We start from the raw sequence: 21,193 nt of genomic DNA, 5'->3' as shown, positions 1-21,193 counted from the left end.
GTGATAAATAAAATGATATCAATGCTTTTATTAGCCAGATAAAGTAATTACATCATGGTTTTTAGCACTGCTACTTATTGCTGGGGATTATTAGATGAACCATAATTACTTAATGATATTTTTCACGCTAATATTAACTGAAAACGTTTCTGCTCAACAGGGAAAAGTGTGTTTCTTTGCTAATAATAACTATACGGGGAAATCAATTTGCGCGGGGCAGGGGCAAGAAGTAAGTGATCTTAAGGATGAATGGAATGACAAAATATCATCTATTTTTGTTCCCTCAGGTATGATTGTCACGGTTTATGAAAATAATGATTTCTCAGGAAAATTATTGACATTTAGAGATGATGTTGATTTATTTTCCTCTCGCAGTTGGGCTGATTTAAATAATGAGATTAGTTCCTTTAGAGTTCGAAGCGCTGCCTGTTTTTATGAGCAAGATGACTTTTTAGGTGAATCAATTTGCCTCTCTGGTAACGAGTACGTTGATCTGTTTAATAATACTGATCGCCGTAGGAAGCAATCACATATTTTAAACCCACTTAATGATAAAATTAGTTCGATAAAACTACCACAAAATACCCAAGTGACAGTTTATAAAAATGATAACTATAGTGGTGATTATTTTACTCTGACTGATGATTACTTAACTTTTGACTTAAAAAAAATAGGCATGGATAATGGAATTAGCAGTATTCATGTTTCTCAGCAAGAATATTTTATTTGCGATCAATATTGTGCTGTAAAAGATAGAGTTATTATCCCGATACAATACACCTTTGGTCGATATTGGGGTTATGAACGAATAGGTCCAAAACAAGCGTTGGTCAGTTTTGATTTGAATGATCAAGGTGATTATTCTATAGAAATAATCGGCGGTGGTATATTTAAAATAAGAGATCGTGAGGTTTTTTTTATTCATGAAAGCAGAAATAATAGTTCTATATTCAAATTGAGCAATGAAAGCGATACATTGTCAATGTTATCGACATTTAATGGTGGCTATTTCGAAGTTCAATTTATGGAGTCTATTGGTGAACAGGTAGTCTATTACTATCCACTGATCACCTATTTGTTTGATGCGGATAAAACGAGTGTTAAGTTTTTTATTAATAACGCAAATGAAACTCAACCATTAATTATAAATAAAATAGTGTTGACGGCTGAAAAAAATAAAAGTAGGGCAGTGCGAAGTCTGGTTGGAAAAACCGCTTGTTGGTTAGTTCCCCTGCTTAATATTTATAATTATGTTATCCAAGGGCGGTGTAATCAGGTAGACCGGTTTGTCACTAATGCTTATGATTTTTTCAATGGCGATAACAATAAGATATTACAAGTATCCGGTTCTTCGAAGCCCTTCCCTAAATTAATGACGAATGAAGCGTTGTCTGCTGATGTTTTTTTGACGGAGTTGTCAACTGAGCCGGTCGGTATATTGACTCAAATTAATTCTGATATGAACGGTAAATCATTGACAGTACCGGCCAGTGCACGGGCCTGTAAAGTTTCAATGAAAGATGAAGTGCTCCCTCATTTACGCTTTCGCCGCCAGCTTATTCCCCCCTGCATTGATTGGACATTGAATATTTTGACTGATTTTACACTGCTCTTTGGTGACAGTCTTGATAGTTGGAACGCTGAAAATTTTGGTCGGGTTATTGCGCGGATTATCAGCTCAGGTGATACCGGCTATGCGGCATTAGATACAGCGACCGATGCGCGGTTTATTGAAAGTGTCCGAACCTATATCGCGGAGAATATTGATAATATCGCCCTGTTAAAGACAGCATTTGATTTTTCACAACTTAGCTATGCTGTTTATTTACATCACAATAATCTGGATTTTAATGTCGAAACACCACAAGTAGCACAGCTACTACCTCAAGGGCGCTATGAGTTGGCACTGCAAAATTTCGAGTTTGTCGAAACCATCCCCAGAAGACGGCAACACAATCAATGGCTAGAACAGCCTGAAATGCACTTTGATATTGAAATCATTAGCGGCGCAACCGAAGGCACGCTGGCTGCCAGGCAACATGTCCTCGCGGATATCGAAGAATGGCAACGGCGCTACAGTGAGGCCGCGCAGACCTTAAAAAGCGCAACGAATATTGAAAATATTGGCAATCTCAATCCGTATGAGGGGATGGATGTGGTTATTTCTGCCTCGAATTTGGTGAGTGACGTGGTGCTGAGTTGGCTAATAACACCCCGTGATGATTATATCTATGTGATCGTTCGTCTATCAGGAGAGGTTATTAGCATCACGCTGGCCGTTGATATTAATGAGTTTGATGTTGGTGTCGCCGGCTCGCTGACTCATCCAGCTTATGTGCTATATCCAACGGCTGAAGGCGTTATCAGAGGCGCAGGTACAGCGGCTATCAGAGCATTAGCCGACTATTTAGCCAAAAAAGGGAAACGCGCACTGGTATCGGATGTGATCAGCCAACCTTCAGCCATTGTGAAAAAGAAGGTGGGCTTTCAATTTATCAATGAACTTTGATATTAATAACGTTTTACCTGCAAAGCACTGCGAGTATGGCAAACGGTTTTTTATACAAAGTGTGAGTTGTACGCAAAAATGAGTAATTAAGATAAATATTTTTTAATGAAATGTTGTGATTCCCGTATGCAAGCGTTAATCGCGCACTTATAATCGGCGGCCACTGTACAGGGGTCGGCATAATTTTGTAGTAAAGGAACCGTTCGCCAGCCAAGTTTATATCCTTATTTAGGGTAGTTAGCGGGGCGGGTTCCACGTCCGGTCAATATTAGAAATTCAATAGAGGTTATCATGGCTTTAGAACGTACTTTCTCCATCATCAAACCCAATGCTGTTATCAATAACGACATTGGTGCTATTTATGCGCGTTTTGAAAGTGCTGGTTTCGAAATCATTGCTGCAAAAATGCTGCGCCTGACCAAAGAACAAGCAGAAGGTTTTTACGCAGAACATAAAGGCCGCCCGTTCTTCGATGGTTTGGTTGAATTTATGACCTCTGGCCCAATTATGATACAAGTTCTGGAAGGTGAGAATGCCGTTCAGCGCCACCGTGATATCATGGGGGCAACTAATCCAGCTAACGCACTAGCAGGCACTCTGCGTGCTGACTTTGCCGACAGTTTTACCGCTAACGCAGTACACGGTTCTGATGCGGTTGAATCAGCTCAGCGTGAAATTGCCTATTTCTTCGCTGCGGATGAGATTATTTCTCGTCGCTAATGAGTTGATTCTGTGTAGAAATGGCCAGGATTTAATCAACTGAAACAATAAAGTTGCCCGGACGCCTTTCCAATCATGGAATCCATGCTCTAAAATTCGTACAATGCCGCGCCCCGGTGGAGACATCTCTCCCGGGGCGTTCTATTATTTATTTATCGCCGTTTCGAAAGCCTATCCGGTTTAACACGCAGCGCCGTAAAGTGTAACAACGAGGCCACGACAACTCATGTCTGAACAATTATTAACTTCATCAGCACCAATTGATGCTGTCCCTACGCCAGACAACGCGCCCGCCATTGCCGCGCCCGTCACTGGCAAAATTAATTTGCTCGACTTAAATCGCCAGCAAATGCGCCAATTCTTTGCTGAAATGGGCGAGAAGCCTTTCCGTGCAGATCAGGTCATGAAGTGGATATATCACTATTGCTTTGATGATTTCGAGCAAATGACCGACATTAATAAAGTGCTACGCGCCAAATTGCAGCGGGTAGCAGAAATCCGTGCACCGGAAGTGACTGAAGAGCAGCGATCAACGGATGGCACCATTAAATGGGCCATCAAAGTGGGTGATCAGCAAGTTGAAACCGTCTATATCCCAGAAGGCGACCGCGCAACGCTGTGTGTGTCATCTCAGGTAGGCTGCGCACTGGAGTGTAAATTCTGCTCCACGGCACAACAGGGCTTTAACCGTAACCTGCGGGTATCGGAAATCATCGGTCAGGTATGGCGTGCGGCCAAAATTATCGGCGCAGTAAAAGCCACCGGTATCCGCCCAATCACCAATGTGGTGATGATGGGGATGGGTGAACCTTTGCTCAATCTGAATAACGTGGTGCCGGCCATGGATATCATGATGGATGACTTTGGTTTCGGCTTATCTAAACGCCGTGTGACCTTGTCTACTTCCGGCGTGGTTCCGGCGTTGGACAAGCTGGGTGATATGATTGATGTGGCGTTGGCTATCTCATTGCACGCGCCGACCGATGATATCCGCGATGAAATCGTGCCAATCAATCGTAAATACAATATTGAAACCTTCCTGGCTGCGGTACGGCGTTATTTGGATAAATCCAAAGCCAATGGCGGGCGGGTTACCGTCGAATACGTTATGCTGGATCACATCAATGACAGCGTGGAACAAGCTCATCAACTGGCGGAATGTCTGAAAGACACACCATGTAAGATTAACTTGATCCCATGGAACCCGTTCCCTGGCGCACCTTATGGCCGTAGTTCAAACAGCCGGGTGGATCGTTTTTCTAAGGTATTGATGGAATATGGTTTTACCACCATTGTTCGTAAAACGCGTGGTGACGATATAGATGCTGCATGTGGGCAGTTAGCGGGTGAGGTGATTGACCGCACCAAGCGTACCTTGAAAAAGAAAATGGCCGGTGAACCTATCGCTATTAAGACAGTCTGATTGAAAGTATTGATTTGTTCTATATAACTAATTGTTATTTAACTTATAATTTGTTAGATGCTAAATACTGAAAAAGCTATACCCTAAATAATTCAAGTCGTGAGTATTGCGAACGTGCATGACGCTTGAGGTATGACGGGTATCTTCACATATAAGGACAATTGAGAAAGCATGAAGCTGACAAGACTGTGGAGAGTTTGCCTGATTGCGACCGTATTGGCTGGTTGTTCCGGTTCATCGCCGGAAAAGGTTAGCCAACCCGCCGCCGGGCAGACGCGTTTACAACTGGGTTTAGAGTATTTGGCGCAGGGTGATCTTAATGCCGCGCGGCAGAATCTTGAGAAGGCTGTAGAGGCTGATCCACAGGATTATCGCGCTCAATTGGGTATGGCGTTTTACGAACAACGTATCGGTGAAAACAGTGCCGCAGAGCAGCGTTATCAGCAAGCGATGAAACTGGCACCTGGAAATGGCACGGTACTGAATAATTACGGTGCGTTTCTGTGTGGTTTAGGGCAGTATGTACCGGCCCAACAACAGTTTAGCGCAGCAGCGCTGCTGCCCGATTACGGTCAGGTGGCAGATAGTCTGGAAAACGCTGGATATTGCTTTTTACGGGCCAATCAAAATGACCAGGCTCGGATACTGTTGAGTCGGGCATTGAAGTATGATCCTGATAAAGGTGAGCCGCTGCTTGCAGAAGCTCAAAGGCATTTTGGAGAAGGGAATCGCGCTCAGGCGCAACTATTACTGGATGTTTACCAACATACACTTCCGGCCAGTGCTGAAAGTTTATGGTTACAAATTCGTTTCGCCGCGCTAGCAGGCCGTCAAGATAGTGTTCAACGCTATGGCAAGCAGCTTGCGCGAAGTTTTCCACAATCCAAACAGTACCAGCATTTTCTAGCTAATGAATACTGAAGCCTCCCAAGATCAAACAGTTCCAGAGACGACAGGTGTGCGCCTGCGTCAAGCCCGCGAAGCTCTAGGGCTAACTCAGCAGACGGTTGCAGAACGTCTGTGTCTGAAGGTATCCACAATCCGTGATCTTGAGGAGGATAAAGCGCAAGCTAATCTCGCCTCAACATTCCACCGTGGTTACATTCGTTCTTACGCCAAATTGGTTCACCTCCCTGAAGATGAACTGTTACCCATGTTGGAAAAACAAGCACCAATCAGGGCAACAAAAGTGGCCCCAATGCAAAGTTTTTCATTGGGGAAAAAGCATAAAAAACGTGATGGCTGGTTGATGAGTTTCACCTGGCTTATTGTGTTGGTTGTGCTGGGGTTGACAGGAGCATGGTGGTGGCAAAATCATCAGGCGCAGCAAGCAGAGATAGCCACTATGGCTGATCAATCCTCTGCCCAGCTGTTGCAAAATGGCGGGCAATCTGTGCCGCTGTCTGATGAGAATAGCGATCCTAACGCGCCGACCGATACCCAGGCTCCGATTGCGAATAGTCAGCCTGCCTCTACACCTACGGCAAGTGGTACTGCACCGGTAACAAACAGTACAGCACCTGTGGATACGGTAAATAACCGTGTCGAGACAGCAACTAATCAGGGAGCGACTCCGGCGGAGTCTGTGGTCGTTTCCCCGAGTCAGGCAGTTGTGCCTGATGCTTCTACCGCGCAATCACCACTACCTACAGCAGACGCTGGGGTAAATGGTGCGGCATCATCTGTGGGTTCATTGGTAATGAACTTCAAAGCTGATTGCTGGTTACAGGTTGTTGATGCGAGTGGAAAAACATTGTTTAGCGGTATCCAAAAAGGAGGCGCGACCCTCAACCTATCGGGGAAATCCCCTTATAAACTGACTATCGGTGCACCTGGTGCGCTGACAATCACATATCAGGGTAATCCGGTTGATTTGAGTAAGTTTATTAAGGCTAATCGCGTAGCCCGCCTGACTGTCGGTGTAGAGTAATATTGTGGTTTTGACAAACTATGTTGTGGTTCAGCTAAACCGCCACTGTAGTTTTGAAAAACTGCTTTGTTGTATAAACTACACGACTGTAAAGGAGAGTGTGTAATGCATAACGAACCCCCAATTATCCGACGTAAATCTACCCGGATTTACGTCGGTAAAGTGCCAATTGGTGATGGTGCGCCGATTGCAGTGCAATCGATGACCAATACTAAAACCACGGATGTTGCTGCGACTGTTGCCCAAATCGTAGCATTGCAACGTGTTGGTGTGGATATCGTGCGAGTCTCAGTACCCACCATGGAAGCGGCTGAGGCGTTTAAATTAATCAAGCAGCATAAAGACGTCATTGTGCCGCTGGTTGCCGATATTCATTTTGACTACCGTATCGCCCTGAAAGTGGCTGAGTACGGTGTTGATTGCTTGCGTATTAACCCCGGTAATATTGGCAACGAAGCCCGTATCCGAGACGTGGTTGCTAGCGCTCGCCACTACAACATCCCTATCCGTATCGGTATCAATGGTGGATCGCTGGAGAAAGATATTCAGGAGAAATACGGTGAACCTACGCCGGAAGCCCTGCTTGAATCCGCGATGCGGCATGTCGACATTCTTGACCGCCTCAATTTTGATCAGTTTAAAGTCAGTGTTAAAGCCTCAGATGTTTTCCTGGCGGTAAACTCCTATCGTTTGTTAGCCAAAAAAATCGACCAACCTTTGCATTTGGGTATTACCGAAGCGGGTGGTGCGCGCAGTGGTTCAGTTAAATCTGCCATTGGATTAGGTTTGTTGCTGTCTGAAGGTATTGGCGATACGTTGCGTATCTCGCTGGCGGCTGATCCGGTTGAAGAAGTCAAAGTCGGTTTCGATATTCTTAAATCTTTGCGTATCCGTGCCCGTGGGATTAACTTTATCGCTTGCCCAACATGCTCGCGCCAAGAGTTTGACGTTATCGGTACTGTGAATGCTTTAGAACAGCGGTTAGAAGATCTGATTACACCTATGGATGTCTCTATCATCGGTTGTGTGGTCAATGGCCCGGGTGAGGCTTTAGTGTCGACTATCGGTGTGACCGGTGCTCATAACAAAAGCGGTTTCTACGAAGATGGTGTTCGTCAAAAAGAACGCTTTGATAACAAAAATATGATTGACCAGTTGGAAGCCAAAATTCGGGCTAAAGCATCAATGCTTGATGCTAATAATCGGATTGTTATCAATCAATTGGATGATGAATAAACATCGTTGGTCATGGGTTGTCGGTCAGCACAAAAGCGGGTTTTAGCCCGCTTTACATTGCGCCTGTAGGGGTAACAAGTTGTCATCATTGAATATATGGGTGGCAAGCCTCTATAATCGGCTTTATTTTTTGCACCATGCCCAAAGTAATTAGAGTGGCTGCGAACGGCGCTGCTGCTTCAAGTAAATAGGGTATAAAACTACAGAGAACAGACGTGGCAAAGAACATTCAAGCCATCCGTGGTATGAACGACTACCTGCCAGCCGATACGGCAGTATGGCAGCGCATTGAAAGTATCTTGAAGCAAGTACTTGCAGGCTACGGTTATAGCGAAATTCGCATGCCGATTGTAGAGCAGACCCCGTTATTCAAGCGCGCGATCGGTGAAGTCACCGACGTGGTTGAAAAAGAGATGTATACCTTTGATGATCGCAATGGCGAAAGTCTGACACTGCGTCCTGAGGGAACCGCAGGGTGTGTACGTGCAGGTATTGAACATGGTCTGCTGTACAATCAGGAACAGCGTCTGTGGTACATCGGTCCGATGTTCCGCTATGAGCGCCCACAGAAAGGCCGCTATCGTCAATTCCATCAGTTGGGTGCGGAAGTTTTCGGTCTGCAAGGGCCGGATATTGATGCCGAATTAATTTTGCTGACTGCCCGGTGGTGGCGTGCTTTAGGTATCTCAGAGCATGTGCAACTTGAACTGAACTCCATTGGATCATTGGATGCGCGTGCTGATTACCGTGAAGCGCTGGTGACTTTCCTCGAGCAACACGTTGAGGTACTGGACGAAGATTGTAAGCGCCGGATGTACAGTAATCCGCTGAGAGTGCTGGACTCCAAAAATCCCGATGTTCAATTGCTGCTAAATGATGCGCCTAAGCTATCTGAATATCTGGATGAAGAGTCAAAACAACATTTTGCAGGTCTGTGTGAACTTTTAGACCAGGCCAGCATCCCATATACCGTCAATGAGCGTTTAGTTCGTGGTTTAGATTATTATAACCGTACGGTATTTGAGTGGGTCACCAATAGCTTGGGCGCCCAGGGCACTGTGTGTGCCGGTGGGCGTTACGACGGTTTGGTTGAACAACTCGGTGGGCGTGCAACGCCTGCGGTTGGTTTTGCCATGGGCCTTGAGCGTTTGGTTCTGTTAGTGCAGGCCGTAAATGCTGACTTCCAGGTACCAGCGACAGTAGATGTTTATGTCATTTCGTCTGGTCAGGATACGCAAAGTGCTGCAATGCTACTTGCTGAGAACCTGCGTGATGCCATGCCAACGCTGAAATTAATGACCAATTACGGCGGTGGTAATGTCAAAAAGCAATTTACCCGCGCTGATAAGTGGGGTGCCCGTGTTGCATTAATGCTTGGCGAAAGCGAAGTAGCAGCACAGCAAGTGGTCGTAAAAGATTTGCGAAATGGTGAACAAGAAACGCTGGCGCAAGCGGATGTTGCTGCGCGTCTGGCTTTGATGTTGGGTTAAGGAGAGAGACACCGTGGAAGTCTATACCACTGAAAATGACCAGGTTGATGCAGTGCGCCGTTTCTTTAGTGAGAATGGTAAAGCGCTGGCCGTGGGTGTGGTGCTCGGGATTGGTGCATTAGTGGGTTGGCGTTACTGGCAGAGTCATCAGAACACTGTCTTGACGGAAGCCTCCTCTGCCTATCAGCAAGCCAGTGATGCTTTGTCAGCTAACAGTGCTGATGGTGTTGCTCTTGCTGAAAAATTTGTTCAGGGCAATAGCAATAACTACGGCGTACTGGCCGGGTTAGAGCTGGCTCATCACTTTGTTGAGCTAAATGAGTTTGATAAAGCGGCGCAACAACTCACTCAGGCGCTGGGTCAGACCAAAGATGAAAATCTGTTGTCACTGATTAATTTGCGTCTTGCACGTCTGCAATTGCAATTGAAGAAACCAGACGACGCATTGAAAACGCTGGATGCGGTGCAGGGTGATGGTTGGACTGCGATGGCTCAGGATGTCCGTGGCGATGCGCTATTGAGTAAAGGTGATACCGCAGGTGCGCGAGCTGCTTACAGCAAAGGCGTCGAATCAAATGCTTCTCAGGCGCTGCAAGCTTTGCTGCGCATGAAATTGAATAATTTGTCCAGCTAAGGGGTATTCCCATGCAATTGCGTAAAACACTCTTAGTAGGACTGGTATCTGTTGCCCTATTGAGCGGTTGTTCACTGTTTAACAGTGAAGAAGATGTGGTTACCATGTCACCACTGCCAAAAATTGAGAATCAATTCACACCAACTAAAGTGTGGAGTACCTCAGTAGGTGGTGGTGTCGGTGATTATTACTCCCATTTGCGCCCAGCCTGGCAGGGGACGACTGTCTTTGCCGCCGACCGTAAAGGCTTGGTGAAAGCCATGGACGCCGACAGCGGTAAGCAAATCTGGCAAACCGATTTGTCTGAAAAAACCAACTTCCTTTCCAGCAACCGTTCTGCAATGTTATCTGGTGGCGTCACTGCATCAGGTGCCCATGTGTATGTCGGCAGCGAGAAAGCGGTAGTTTATGCGCTTAATTCCGATGATGGTCAGGTTGCATGGCAGACCGTGGTGGCGGGTGAAGCATTATCTCGTCCGGTTGTCAGCGATGGGGTGGTACTGATCCATACATCAAATGGCATGCTGCAAGCACTGAATGAATCAGACGGTGCGATTAAGTGGACATTAAACCTCGATACACCAGCGCTGTCTCTGCGCGGTGAATCTGCACCAGCAGTCGCATTCGGTGCAGCGATTGTCGGTGGTGACAATGGCCGCGTCAGTGCGGTAATGATGGAACAGGGCCAGTTGATCTGGCAACAGCGTATTTCCCAAGTGACAGGTACCACTGAAATTGACCGCCTGAACGACGTTGATACCACGCCTGTGGTTGTCGATGGTGTGGTTTATGCTTTGGCATACAATGGTAACTTGACTGCATTAGATCTGCGTTCCGGCCAGATCCTGTGGAAGCGTGAAATGGGATCAGTGAATGACATCATTGTCGACGCGGGTCGCATTTATCTGGTCGATCAAAATGACCGAATTGTTGCGCTGAAAACAGATGGCGGTATAACCCTTTGGAGTCAAAGCGATTTATTACATCGTAACTTGACAGCTCCTGTGATGTATAATGGGTATCTGGTTGTAGGTGATGCCGAAGGTTATCTGCACTGGGTGAATACCGATGATGGCCGTTTTGTAGCTCAGCAGAGCGTAGACAGCTCCGGCTTCCTGAGTGCGCCAGTGGTTGCCAGCGATAAGTTGCTGGTTCAGGCGAGAGGCGGCACGGTATACGCGTTCACCCGTTAATCCTGATTTAGTGCCTGTTTAACAGGCCAATAATAGGTCAATACCCAAAGTTATTGGTGTTGCAGCAAGGCAGCAAACGAATGAACCCTAATGAACTGATACCGTCAGTTATTCGGGTTAGTGAATGCCGCTAATATCGCAGCAACGTTCAAAACGCAGGGTTTTAAGCGGCTCCTGAGATTCAGGGGCCGTTTGTCTTCTAAAAACTGCGCTGTTGCAGGTTTGGTACAGCGCTGTAATGATTTGAAAATTAAGTAATGAGGCTTCAACAATGATACCTGTCATCGCGCTGGTCGGGCGCCCGAATGTGGGTAAATCCACTCTATTTAACCGTTTAACGCACACCCGTGATGCGTTAGTTGCGGACTTTCCCGGGCTAACGCGTGACCGTAAATATGGTCGTGCCGAGGTCGAGGGGCATGAGTTTATTGTTATCGATACCGGAGGTATTGATGGCACAGAAGATGGCGTAGAAACCAAGATGGCAGGTCAATCGTTATTGGCGATTGAAGAGGCCGATATTGTCCTGTTTATGGTTGATGCCCGCGCAGGCTTGATGCCTGCGGATCAGGGGATTGCCCAGCATCTGCGCAGTCGTGAAAAAGCGACTTTCCTGGTTGCCAACAAAACTGATGGTATTGATCCAGATACTGCTACAGCAGATTTCTATTCATTGGGCTTAGGTGAAGTTCATGCTATCGCGGCGTCCCATGGTCGTGGTGTGACTCAGTTGATTGAAGATGTTATGGCACCTTATATGGATGCCGTAGAGTCTGAAGTTGAATTGACCGATGAAGAAGCGAATGCGGCTTATTGGGCCGCACAGGAAGCTGAGGACGACGCTGTTCCTGAAGATGACGCAGAAGATGATTTTGACCCACGGACTCTGCCAATCAAACTGGCAATTGTCGGGCGTCCTAATGTAGGTAAGTCCACACTAACCAACCGCATTCTCGGTGAAGATCGGGTGGTGGTTTATGATATGCCGGGCACCACGCGTGACAGCATTTATATTCCTATGACCCGCGATGAGCGTGAATATATCCTGATTGATACTGCGGGTGTGCGTAAACGCGGCAAAATCACCGAAACGGTGGAAAAATTCTCAGTAATTAAAACCTTGCAGGCAATCGAAGATTCCAATGTTGTACTGTTGGTTATTGATGCTCGTGATGGTATTTCGGATCAGGACCTGTCGCTGTTGGGCTTTATTCTCAATAGTGGGCGCTCACTTGTTATTGCGGTGAACAAATGGGATGGCATGACAGAAGAAGCGCGTGCGCAGGTTAAAGATATGCTGGATCTGCGTCTTGGCTTTGTCGATTTTGCGCGGATTCACTTTATCTCAGCCTTACATGGCAGTGGCGTGGGTAATCTGTTTGAATCTATTCAAGAAGCCTATGACTGCTCAACCAAACGTGTGGGCACTTCCTTACTGACCCGCATTATGCAGATGGCCGAAGAAGACCATCAGCCTCCTTTGGTGCGTGGCCGTCGCGTCAAATTGAAGTATGCCCATGCTGGGGGTTACAACCCGCCGATTGTCGTAATCCACGGCAACCAGGTTACTGACCTGTCGGATTCGTATAAACGCTACCTAATGAATTACTTCCGTCGTTCATTGAAAGTAATGGGGACGCCAATTCGCATCCAGTTTAAAGAGGGCGAAAACCCATTCGCGGGTAAGCGCAATCCATTAACACCAAATCAGATGCGTAAACGTAAACGTTTGATGTCGCACCTGAAAAAAGGTAAGTAGTAACAGCAAAGCGCGGGCATTCCGCGCTTTTTGCACATTTAACGACCGCCGTCAGTAAAACGCAGCTTTGGCCGCTTAACCGTAAACAAAGGGAGTTGAAAGTCAGTCATGTCTTGGGAAACCTGGAGTTTTGCATTTAGTGTTACGATGCCTAACTTGCTGATGATGTTACTCGGTGTGCTGTTACGGCGCTTTGGCTTGATGGATGATCGTTTCTGCGATGGTGCCACCAAGCTGGTCTTCAATCTCGCCCTCCCTTGTCTGCTGTTTTTTAGTGTCGCGACCAATCATGTCAGCTTATTGGATAACCTACCCTTGGTTGTTTATGGCGCTATTGGTACGTTGGTGACCTTCTTGCTGTTGGAAGTCGCCGCCAAGTGGTTGGTAAAAGACCCAAAAGAGCGTGGTGTATTCGTGCAGGGAGGGTTCAGAGCCAATACCGCTATCGTGGGGTTGGCTTTTGCCATGACGGCATATGGTGCCGAAGGGGTGGCACTCGGCTCGATGTATCTGACGGTGACAGTGATTTTATTTAATATGCTGTCGGTGATCACCCTGACTCGCAGTCTGCAAGCTGGGCAGGGCGGCAAAATCAGTAAATTGGCACTGTTACGCAGTATTGTGACTAATCCGCTGATAATTGGGCTACTGTGCGGTTTACTCTACGCACAAACGCAATTACCTCTTCCTCAGGTGATTGTCCAGACGGGGAGTTATATCTCTGCTTTGGCATTACCATTGGCTCTGTTATGCACCGGAGCGAGCCTCGACTGGCACGCGATGTTCCGTTCTTCCAATGTGGCAGCGTTATCTTCAACAGCTAAATTATTTGTGGTGCCAATATTGATGACCGTTGGTGGCTTGTTGATGGGCTTTCGTGGGGCGACATTAGGGATTATATTTCTGTTCTCTGCCACCCCAACGGCGGCTGGCAGTTATGTTATGACCCGCGCCATGGGAGGCAATGCCACCCTGGCGGCGAATATCATTGCCATCACCACGGTCGGTTCATTCTTTACCACCGCGCTGGGGATTTACTTCCTACGATCGCTCGGGGTGATGTAGTTTTTAAGGAGAAGTCGATGGATGCATTATGCCCGGTTTGCCAAAAACTGATGACCGAAGTAAGTGGCCACTTTCATTGCTCTAATTGCCATGGCAACTATCAGCAACAGGCGGAGTGCCCTGATTGCGTCAAACCGTTGCAGGTACTGAAGGCGTGTGGCGCGATTGATTATTTCTGCCAGCACGGTCACGGACTCATTTCGAAAAGCCGCGTTCACTTTAGTTACTTGCCGACGATTTGACTGGCAGCAATTGAGCCAGGCGGCGTTACTCTTTTGCCGCTTTCCGTTGACGAGCCTTCTTCGCCACATTGATTTGGGTGATTTCACTTTCTACCCAACCGTCCTGCAATCGGGTGGTCAGCTTATCACCAGCCTGCACCTGCTTAGTGGTTTTCAGCACTACCCCAGCCGGAGTCTGCGTGACACTGTAGCCACGGGCCAAGGTTGCTAATGGGCTGACGGCCTCTAACTGCGAGCAGGTGATACCAAAACGCTGCCGGTAACCATTAAGCTGGCGCTCTAATGCCTGGCGCAAACGGTATTCCTGCTGCTGTACTTGTTGGCTGTAACGGTGAATTTGCCCTTGCGGTTGCACTTGCGCGAGGCGCTGCTGGAGCCTTTCGGTGCGCCGGCTTAACCAGCGGATTTGGTTTTGCGCGCTCTCTTCCAGACGGCGTTGCAGCTTTAATAACAGGGTCTGCTGACGTGCCAGTCGCAAATGTGGGTGTTGTTGCTGTAAACGGTGTTCAAGGCGGGTGAATTGCTGGCCGCGCTGTGCCAGATAATAATCCATCGCCATTTCCATCCGCTGCTGCTGTCCTTGAATTTGCCTGACCAGCTCAATCTGGTTACGGCTCACTAATTCTGCGGCAGCAGACGGTGTTGGCGCCCGCAAGTCAGCAACAAAATCAGCAATAGTGATGTCGGTTTCATGGCCGACTGCACTGACTATTGGGATGTGGCTATTGAAAATAGCGCGGGCGACCCGTTCGTCGTTAAAACTCCACAGGTCTTCCAGCGACCCGCCGCCGCGCCCGACGATTAATATATCGCACTCGGCACGTAGGTTAGCTAACTGAATGGCACGGACTATCTGCAATGGAGCATCAACGCCTTGCACTGCTGTTGGGTAAATAATTACTGGCAATGATGGGTCACGGCGTTGCAAAACCTGTAGAACATCATGCAGCGCCGCACCACTGGCAGAGGTGATGACGCCAACTTGCCTGGCAGGACTTGGCAACGGTTGTTTATGATGCTGATCAAATAGCCCTTCTGTCGCCAGTTGTTGCTTGAGTTGATCAAACTGTTGTTGCAGCAATCCGTCACCGGCAGGCTGCATGCTTTCCGCAATTAACTGATAATCGCCACGCGGCTCGTACAGGGTAATCGATGCCCTAACCAACACTTGTTGACCATTTTGTGGGCGAAACGTAGTACGGCGGTTAGTGTTGCGAAACATCGCGCAACGCACCTGCGCTTGGGCGTCTTTTAGGGTGAAATACCAGTGACCGGATGACGGTTGGGAGAAATTGGATATCTCGGCCGTGAGCCAAATCTGGCCCATTTCCATTTCCAGCAGTTGTCGCACCGTCTGATTAAGACGGCTAACAGTAAAAATTGTTGATGCGGAAGATTGTGACATGTGACCTGGATCAAATTTTAAAACAAGCACTTAATTGATCGATATTACCTACCTCAGACCGGTTGGCAAGAAAAATTATGAGAAAGTGCTGGAGGCAACCGATTACGCTCTGTATAATGCCACGGCAATATTTTATCTTTTCACATCCACCTTGGTGAGATATTGCCCATGCTACGTATCAAGAAAGAAGCTCTGACATTTGACGACGTTCTCCTGGTTCCAGCCCACTCCACAGTTTTGCCTAATACGGCCGAACTTGGCACTCAACTGACCGCAACTATCCGCCTAAATATCCCTATGCTGTCCGCAGCCATGGATACCGTTACCGAAGCTCGTCTGGCCATTGCGCTGGCACAAGAGGGCGGTTTAGGTTTCATTCACAAAAATATGTCCATTGAGCGCCAGGCTGAAGAAGTCAGCCGCGTGAAAAAACACGAAAGTGGCGTTGTTACCGAGCCGCAGACTGTTACCCCAACCACCACCCTGCGCCAAGTGAAAGAATTGACTGCCCGTAACGGTTTTGCAGGTTACCCGGTGGTAACCGAAGATTATGAGCTGGTTGGCATTATCACTGGCCGTGATGTGCGTTTTGTGACTGACTTAGACCAACCCGTGACGGCGGTGATGACACCGAAAGAGCGTCTGGTTACCGTCAAGGAAGGCGAAGCTCGTGAAATTGTCTTGCAAAAAATGCATGAAAAACGTGTCGAGAAAGCATTGGTTGTTGATGATAGCTTCCATCTGCGCGGCATGATTACTGTAAAAGACTTCCAGAAGGCAGAGCGCAAGCCTAACGCCTGTAAGGACGAGCATGGCCGTCTGCGTGTTGGGGCTGCTGTGGGTGCCGGTGCTGGCAATGAAGAGCGTATCGACGCGCTGGTCACCGCGGGTGTTGATGTTTTACTGATTGACTCATCCCATGGTCACTCTGAAGGTGTTCTGCAACGAATCCGTGAAACCCGTGCCAAATATCCTAACCTGCAAATCGTTGGCGGTAACGTTGCGACGGGCGCGGGTGCAAAAGCCTTGGCTGATGCCGGTGTGAGTGCCGTAAAAGTAGGGATTGGTCCAGGTTCAATCTGCACCACCCGTATTGTGACTGGTGTAGGTGTGCCACAGATCACGGCGATTGCTGATGCAGTCGAAGCACTGGAAGGTACCGGTATTCCGGTGATTGCCGATGGCGGTATCCGTTTCTCTGGCGATATTTCTAAAGCCATTGCCGCGGGTGCTTCCTGTGTCATGGTGGGGTCTATGCTGGCAGGGACTGAAGAGTCTCCGGGCGAAATCGAACTCTATCAGGGCCGTTCATTCAAATCTTACCGTGGTATGGGCTCACTGGGCGCGATGTCCAAAGGCTCTTCTGACCGTTACTTCCAAACTGACAATGCTGCCGATAAACTGGTACCGGAAGGTATTGAAGGTCGTGTCGCATACAAAGGTTTGTTGAAAGAGATTGTACATCAGCAAATGGGGGGCTTGCGCTCCTGCATGGGGCTTACCGGTTGTGCCACTATCAATGAATTGCGTACCAAAGCTGAGTTTGTGCGCATCAGTGGTGCAGGGATTCAAGAAAGCCATGTGCATGATGTGACTATCACTAAAGAATCCCCTAACTATCGCATGGGCTAATTCCAGGGGCTTAAACCGGCGAATTTGGTCATCGTTCGCGGCTCGCATTGCTCATTGACTTAGTGTCAACTGCGTATGCTGTGCTGCGGGCGGTAACTAACTTTTTGGCTTCGCCGACTGGAATGATTCATAAATAATTATGGTAACTATTTAATTTTATTATTTCTCTGTGGAATACGCCGCACATGACAAAAAATATCCATAAGCATCGCATCCTTATTCTTGATTTCGGCTCGCAATACACCCAACTGGTGGCGCGACGCGTTCGTGAAATCGGTGTCTATTGTGAACTATGGGCGTGGGACGTAACCGAAGCTCAGATCCGCGAATTTAATCCAAGCGGCATCATTCTTTCTGGCGGTCCTGAAAGCACTACTGAGCACGACAGCCCACGCGCGCCTGATTACGTGTTCACTGCGGGTGTCCCGGTATTAGGTGTGTGCTACGGCATGCAGACTATGGCGATGCAACTGGGGGGCAAAGTTGAAGGTTCAAATCAGCGCGAGTTCGGTTATGCGCAGGTGGAAATCAAAACTGACAGCGCACTGATCCGCGATATCAAAGATGCTATCAATCCAGCCAACGAAGCAATATTGGATGTATGGATGAGCCATGGTGACAAAGTCACTGCCATCCCTGCTGATTTTGTGACGGTTGCCAGCACCGATACCTGCCCGTTTGCCATTATGGCCAACGAAGAGAAGCGTTTTTATGGCGTGCAGTTCCATCCAGAAGTCACACATACCAAACAAGGCCAACGCCTGTTAGAGCGCTTTGTGTTGGATATCTGCGGCTGCGAAGCCTTATGGACCCCGGCCACCATTATCGAAGACGCCATTGTTCGTCTGCGTGAGCAAATTGGTGAAGACCATGTGATTCTTGGCCTGTCCGGTGGTGTTGACTCCTCTGTGACGGCAATGCTGCTGCATCGCGCTATTGGTGACCGCCTGACTTGTGTGTTTGTCGATAACGGGCTGCTACGGTTGAATGAAGCCGACCAAGTGCTGGAAATGTTCGGTGATAAATTCGGCCTGAATATTGTTCATGTTGCCGCCGAAAATCGTTTCCTTGCAGCGCTGGCTGGTGTCGATGAACCTGAAGCGAAGCGTAAAATCATTGGTCGCGTGTTTGTCGAACTGTTTGATGAAGAAGCGTGTAAGCAAGATCAAGTGAAGTGGTTGGCACAAGGCACCATCTACCCTGATGTGATTGAATCAGCAGCGTCTGCTACTGGTAAAGCACACGTAATTAAATCTCACCACAATGTGGGCGGTTTGCCGAAAGAGATGAAACTGGGGCTGGTTGAGCCGCTGAAAGAGCTGTTTAAAGATGAAGTACGCAAAATTGGTCTGGAATTAGGTCTGCCGTACGACATGCTATATCGCCATCCATTCCCAGGTCCAGGTTTGGGTGTACGTGTTCTGGGCGAAGTAAAAAAAGAGTATTGTGACTTGCTGCGCCGCGCTGATGCCATCTTTATCGAAGAGCTGCATAAAGCTGATCTGTACAATAAAGTGAGCCAAGCCTTTACCGTATTCCTGCCAGTGCGTTCTGTTGGTGTGATGGGCGATGGGCGTAAATACGATTGGGTGGTTTCACTGCGCGCAGTAGAAACCATCGATTTTATGACCGCACATTGGGCGCATCTTCCATACGACTTCTTGGGCCGCGTTTCAAACCGCATTATCAATGAAGTGAATGGTATTTCCCGTGTAGTTTACGATATCAGTGGCAAGCCACCAGCTACCATTGAGTGGGAATAAATACTATCACTCGTCGATAAGATAGTGTTCTGACATTAATTAAGCCTCCGAACTTTCGGGGGCTTTTTATTTTGGCTGCGATGAAATAAAAATTTATATTTTACCTTCACGGATAAATAAAAAATGAACGATGCTTTTGTGAGTATCGCTTTTAGGTAAGATTACTATATGTGAATATAAAAATTGTAACGCTTACCTTCCCATTTGATGTGAAAGATTATATTTGGTTTCTTTATAATTAACAGGTGAAATATGAATGCTAAAATTAGTATTTTGATTGTTCCTTGGATCTTTATATCAATATCCACAATAGCAGAGCATAATAATGAAGATAATGTCTGTTTTTATTCAAAAGATAATTACTCTGAAAAGGAGGACGGCACAAAATTTTGCGTGCCTTATTATACCGAGGATGAATGGCTATTTAGCCAATGGAATAATAATATTGCATCAATAAAAATTCCGCTAAATTTACGGGTTGAGATTTTTAGTGATTATTCATTTTTGGGGAAGTCTGCTTCGCTTTATAAAAACACCAATGCGGCTGAGTTGGCTCAGTATGGATTAACAGCAGATATCAGTTCTTATCGTGTATTACCAAAGAGTTTATATCCTGAGAATAAGAGGGTGACATTCAATTACCATTCAGACATTTTAGCTGAAAAATATTTCAGCTATGATTATTATGTTAACAATGGTCATAGCATCTTTTTAACCAAGCAAAGTCAGCCTATTGGTGCTGATGGACAAAGTTCTTACTTCTTTTATAGTCATGCAGGGCAGATAATGACGGCCTTTATCGGGCAAGGGTTTGATCGCAACCTTTACTGTTTGTCACCGGTGGTTCGGCGTAGTTCCCAGCTTGATGCTGATGTGGCATTTACCTATTGTGATTTTAATAATTCTGGCCAGTATTGGTTCCCTCAGGTGGTAGAAAATGAAATAAGATTAGTCAATCAAGGGACGGGTACCGCGTTATCATTAGATCAAATCGGTTTCTATGTGAGCTTACATACTAGCCCGATTAATATTCTACATGGCAGGGAACAACATTCTCAGCAGGGGACCGTGAATAAATACACTCTATGGTTTGATGCGTCTACTATTGAAACGTGGCAGGAAAAAGCAGTAAGACCCTTTTTACAATATAAGGAAACGCTTGAATCAGGGGGTGTAAATGACCAACGTGAGGTAATAACCCATCGTTTGGACCAACCAGATGATACCTATATTTATTTGGGGAGTAAAAAAGGTAGGAATCATATTTATTATAATGCAGAAACTCAATTACTGATGGCTTATAATAAATTAAGTGAGGGTAAAGCGTTAATAGAGTCCTCGTGCCTTTCATTATTGAATGATGGCACTGACCAACCTTCGGCGATTAGCTTTACCTACCATCGCAGTAACTACAGTGATAATAGTTTAGAGTACCGTTGTGATAATGGAGTAGCTTATAATATATACAGCAAAAAATGGTACTTTATGGCTGACTGGGAATATCATTATCTGGTTAATGGATATAAAAATAAACTTTTGCATTTTTATATGAATGAAAAAACATCATATATTAACTTCAAAGGTGTGCTGACGGGGCCAAAATTAGGTGAATATATAGGTGCTGTAGTGAATTTTAATGAGCGAACCCCTCATGATGCTGTATTCATTAATAATCCGGCCTTAGGCTATGTGCTTGATGTAGAAAAGGCTATTTGTGCATTGCACGGATTTACCGATGATCAAGGCACACATTGTGGTGATCTAAGTGCCACATGGTCTGTAACAGATGCTGATACTTGGGATGTTAGCCTCAGTCGCGACTATATGCCCTGGCTGCTGGCGCAAATTTCTCACAAGTTGCATACAAGTGAATGGACTGCTGCGTTGGATGCTTACCTGCAAAAAGTTGAAACACTGGAAACCTTCTTTGAGACAAATAAAGAGCATCCGGTCGATGATGCAATATGGCAACAAACCAAAACACTGCTGGTGGAGTTTTTGCGTACCTATAACTCAACCGAATATCAGCAAGTTTGGCATCAAGTGGCATATGTCCTTAATCGTATTGAAGTAATGATTGAGGTGAAGGCATGATCCGGCTCTATAGTTACAAAATGTGATATGAATCACGTTTTGCTTTACCCCTTCACTGATGAGGTATAATCTTGACGAATCTTTACAACTCAACTAAA

At 46.7% G+C, this 21,193-nt stretch carries 16 protein-coding genes; 15 read left to right on the top strand and 1 reads right to left on the bottom strand.

The window, feature by feature from the left end:
• Positions 1-94 precede the first annotated feature (94 nt).
• The 12 genes from ACWJJO_RS16745 (at position 95) to ACWJJO_RS16690 (ending at position 14,201) form a co-directional block, all read left to right on the top strand.
• The gene (locus ACWJJO_RS16745; RefSeq protein ID WP_481091274.1) at positions 95-2,509 is read left to right on the top strand and encodes a peptidase inhibitor family I36 protein; all 2,415 of its coding nucleotides are present in this window, start codon (positions 95-97) and stop codon (positions 2,507-2,509) included.
• A 291-nt stretch (positions 2,510-2,800) separates the two neighbouring features.
• Positions 2,801-3,229 (top strand): nucleoside-diphosphate kinase, encoded by a 429-nt coding sequence (gene ndk / locus ACWJJO_RS16740; protein ID WP_481091273.1) that lies wholly within the window; start codon positions 2,801-2,803, stop codon positions 3,227-3,229.
• A gap of 226 nt (positions 3,230-3,455) precedes the next feature.
• Positions 3,456-4,652: a dual-specificity RNA methyltransferase RlmN gene (rlmN, locus tag ACWJJO_RS16735; RefSeq protein WP_083163193.1), complete on the top strand. Its 1,197-nt coding sequence runs from the start codon at positions 3,456-3,458 to the stop codon at positions 4,650-4,652.
• A 171-nt stretch (positions 4,653-4,823) separates the two neighbouring features.
• Complete coding sequence (gene pilW, locus ACWJJO_RS16730) at positions 4,824-5,573, top strand: type IV pilus biogenesis/stability protein PilW (protein WP_372559663.1); 750 nt, start codon at positions 4,824-4,826, stop codon at positions 5,571-5,573.
• Positions 5,563-6,582, top strand: a complete 1,020-nt coding sequence (gene rodZ, locus ACWJJO_RS16725) for a cytoskeleton protein RodZ (protein ID WP_083163197.1) — start codon at positions 5,563-5,565, stop codon at positions 6,580-6,582. Before pilW ends, rodZ begins: the two co-directional genes overlap by 11 nt.
• 105 nt (positions 6,583-6,687) lie before the next feature.
• The gene (ispG, locus tag ACWJJO_RS16720) at positions 6,688-7,818 is read left to right on the top strand and encodes a flavodoxin-dependent (E)-4-hydroxy-3-methylbut-2-enyl-diphosphate synthase (protein WP_083163199.1); all 1,131 of its coding nucleotides are present in this window, start codon (positions 6,688-6,690) and stop codon (positions 7,816-7,818) included.
• A 215-nt stretch (positions 7,819-8,033) separates the two neighbouring features.
• Complete coding sequence (gene hisS, locus ACWJJO_RS16715; RefSeq protein ID WP_083163201.1) at positions 8,034-9,308, top strand: histidine--tRNA ligase; 1,275 nt, start codon at positions 8,034-8,036, stop codon at positions 9,306-9,308.
• Positions 9,309-9,321: 13 nt separating this feature from the next.
• Positions 9,322-9,942 carry a YfgM family protein gene (locus tag ACWJJO_RS16710; RefSeq protein WP_083163203.1) on the top strand — a complete coding sequence of 207 codons (621 nt, stop codon included), beginning with the start codon at positions 9,322-9,324 and terminating at the stop codon, positions 9,940-9,942.
• Between the two features lie 11 nt (positions 9,943-9,953).
• Positions 9,954-11,135, top strand: coding sequence for an outer membrane protein assembly factor BamB (gene bamB, locus ACWJJO_RS16705; RefSeq protein ID WP_083163205.1), 1,182 nt, complete (start codon positions 9,954-9,956; stop codon positions 11,133-11,135).
• A gap of 271 nt (positions 11,136-11,406) precedes the next feature.
• Positions 11,407-12,894 (top strand): ribosome biogenesis GTPase Der, encoded by a 1,488-nt coding sequence (gene der / locus ACWJJO_RS16700; protein WP_083163207.1) that lies wholly within the window; start codon positions 11,407-11,409, stop codon positions 12,892-12,894.
• A gap of 108 nt (positions 12,895-13,002) precedes the next feature.
• Complete coding sequence (locus ACWJJO_RS16695; protein ID WP_083163209.1) at positions 13,003-13,959, top strand: AEC family transporter; 957 nt, start codon at positions 13,003-13,005, stop codon at positions 13,957-13,959.
• A gap of 17 nt (positions 13,960-13,976) precedes the next feature.
• A complete protein-coding gene (locus ACWJJO_RS16690) occupies positions 13,977-14,201 on the top strand; it encodes a zinc ribbon domain-containing protein (RefSeq protein WP_083163211.1) in 225 nt (74 codons plus the stop codon).
• 25 nt (positions 14,202-14,226) lie between these two features.
• Here the strand turns inward: ACWJJO_RS16690 and xseA are convergent, their stop codons facing one another.
• Entirely contained in the window at positions 14,227-15,606 is a 1,380-nt protein-coding gene (gene xseA / locus ACWJJO_RS16685; RefSeq protein WP_481091272.1) for an exodeoxyribonuclease VII large subunit, read from the bottom strand.
• A 168-nt stretch (positions 15,607-15,774) separates the two neighbouring features.
• Here xseA and guaB point away from each other — a divergent pair, with 168 nt between their 5' ends.
• From guaB to ACWJJO_RS16670, 3 genes are all read left to right on the top strand, one after another.
• Complete coding sequence (guaB, locus tag ACWJJO_RS16680) at positions 15,775-17,238, top strand: IMP dehydrogenase (protein ID WP_083163216.1); 1,464 nt, start codon at positions 15,775-15,777, stop codon at positions 17,236-17,238.
• A gap of 185 nt (positions 17,239-17,423) precedes the next feature.
• Complete coding sequence (gene guaA, locus ACWJJO_RS16675) at positions 17,424-19,001, top strand: glutamine-hydrolyzing GMP synthase (protein WP_083163218.1); 1,578 nt, start codon at positions 17,424-17,426, stop codon at positions 18,999-19,001.
• A 252-nt stretch (positions 19,002-19,253) separates the two neighbouring features.
• The gene (locus ACWJJO_RS16670) at positions 19,254-21,095 is read left to right on the top strand and encodes a hypothetical protein (protein WP_481091271.1); all 1,842 of its coding nucleotides are present in this window, start codon (positions 19,254-19,256) and stop codon (positions 21,093-21,095) included.
• The last annotated feature ends 98 nt before the right edge of the window (positions 21,096-21,193 follow it).

This window comes from Yersinia antarctica (assembly GCF_056636475.1).
The sequence above is the reverse complement of the archived record's forward strand: the minus strand, read 5'-3'. Positions and strand labels throughout refer to the sequence as shown.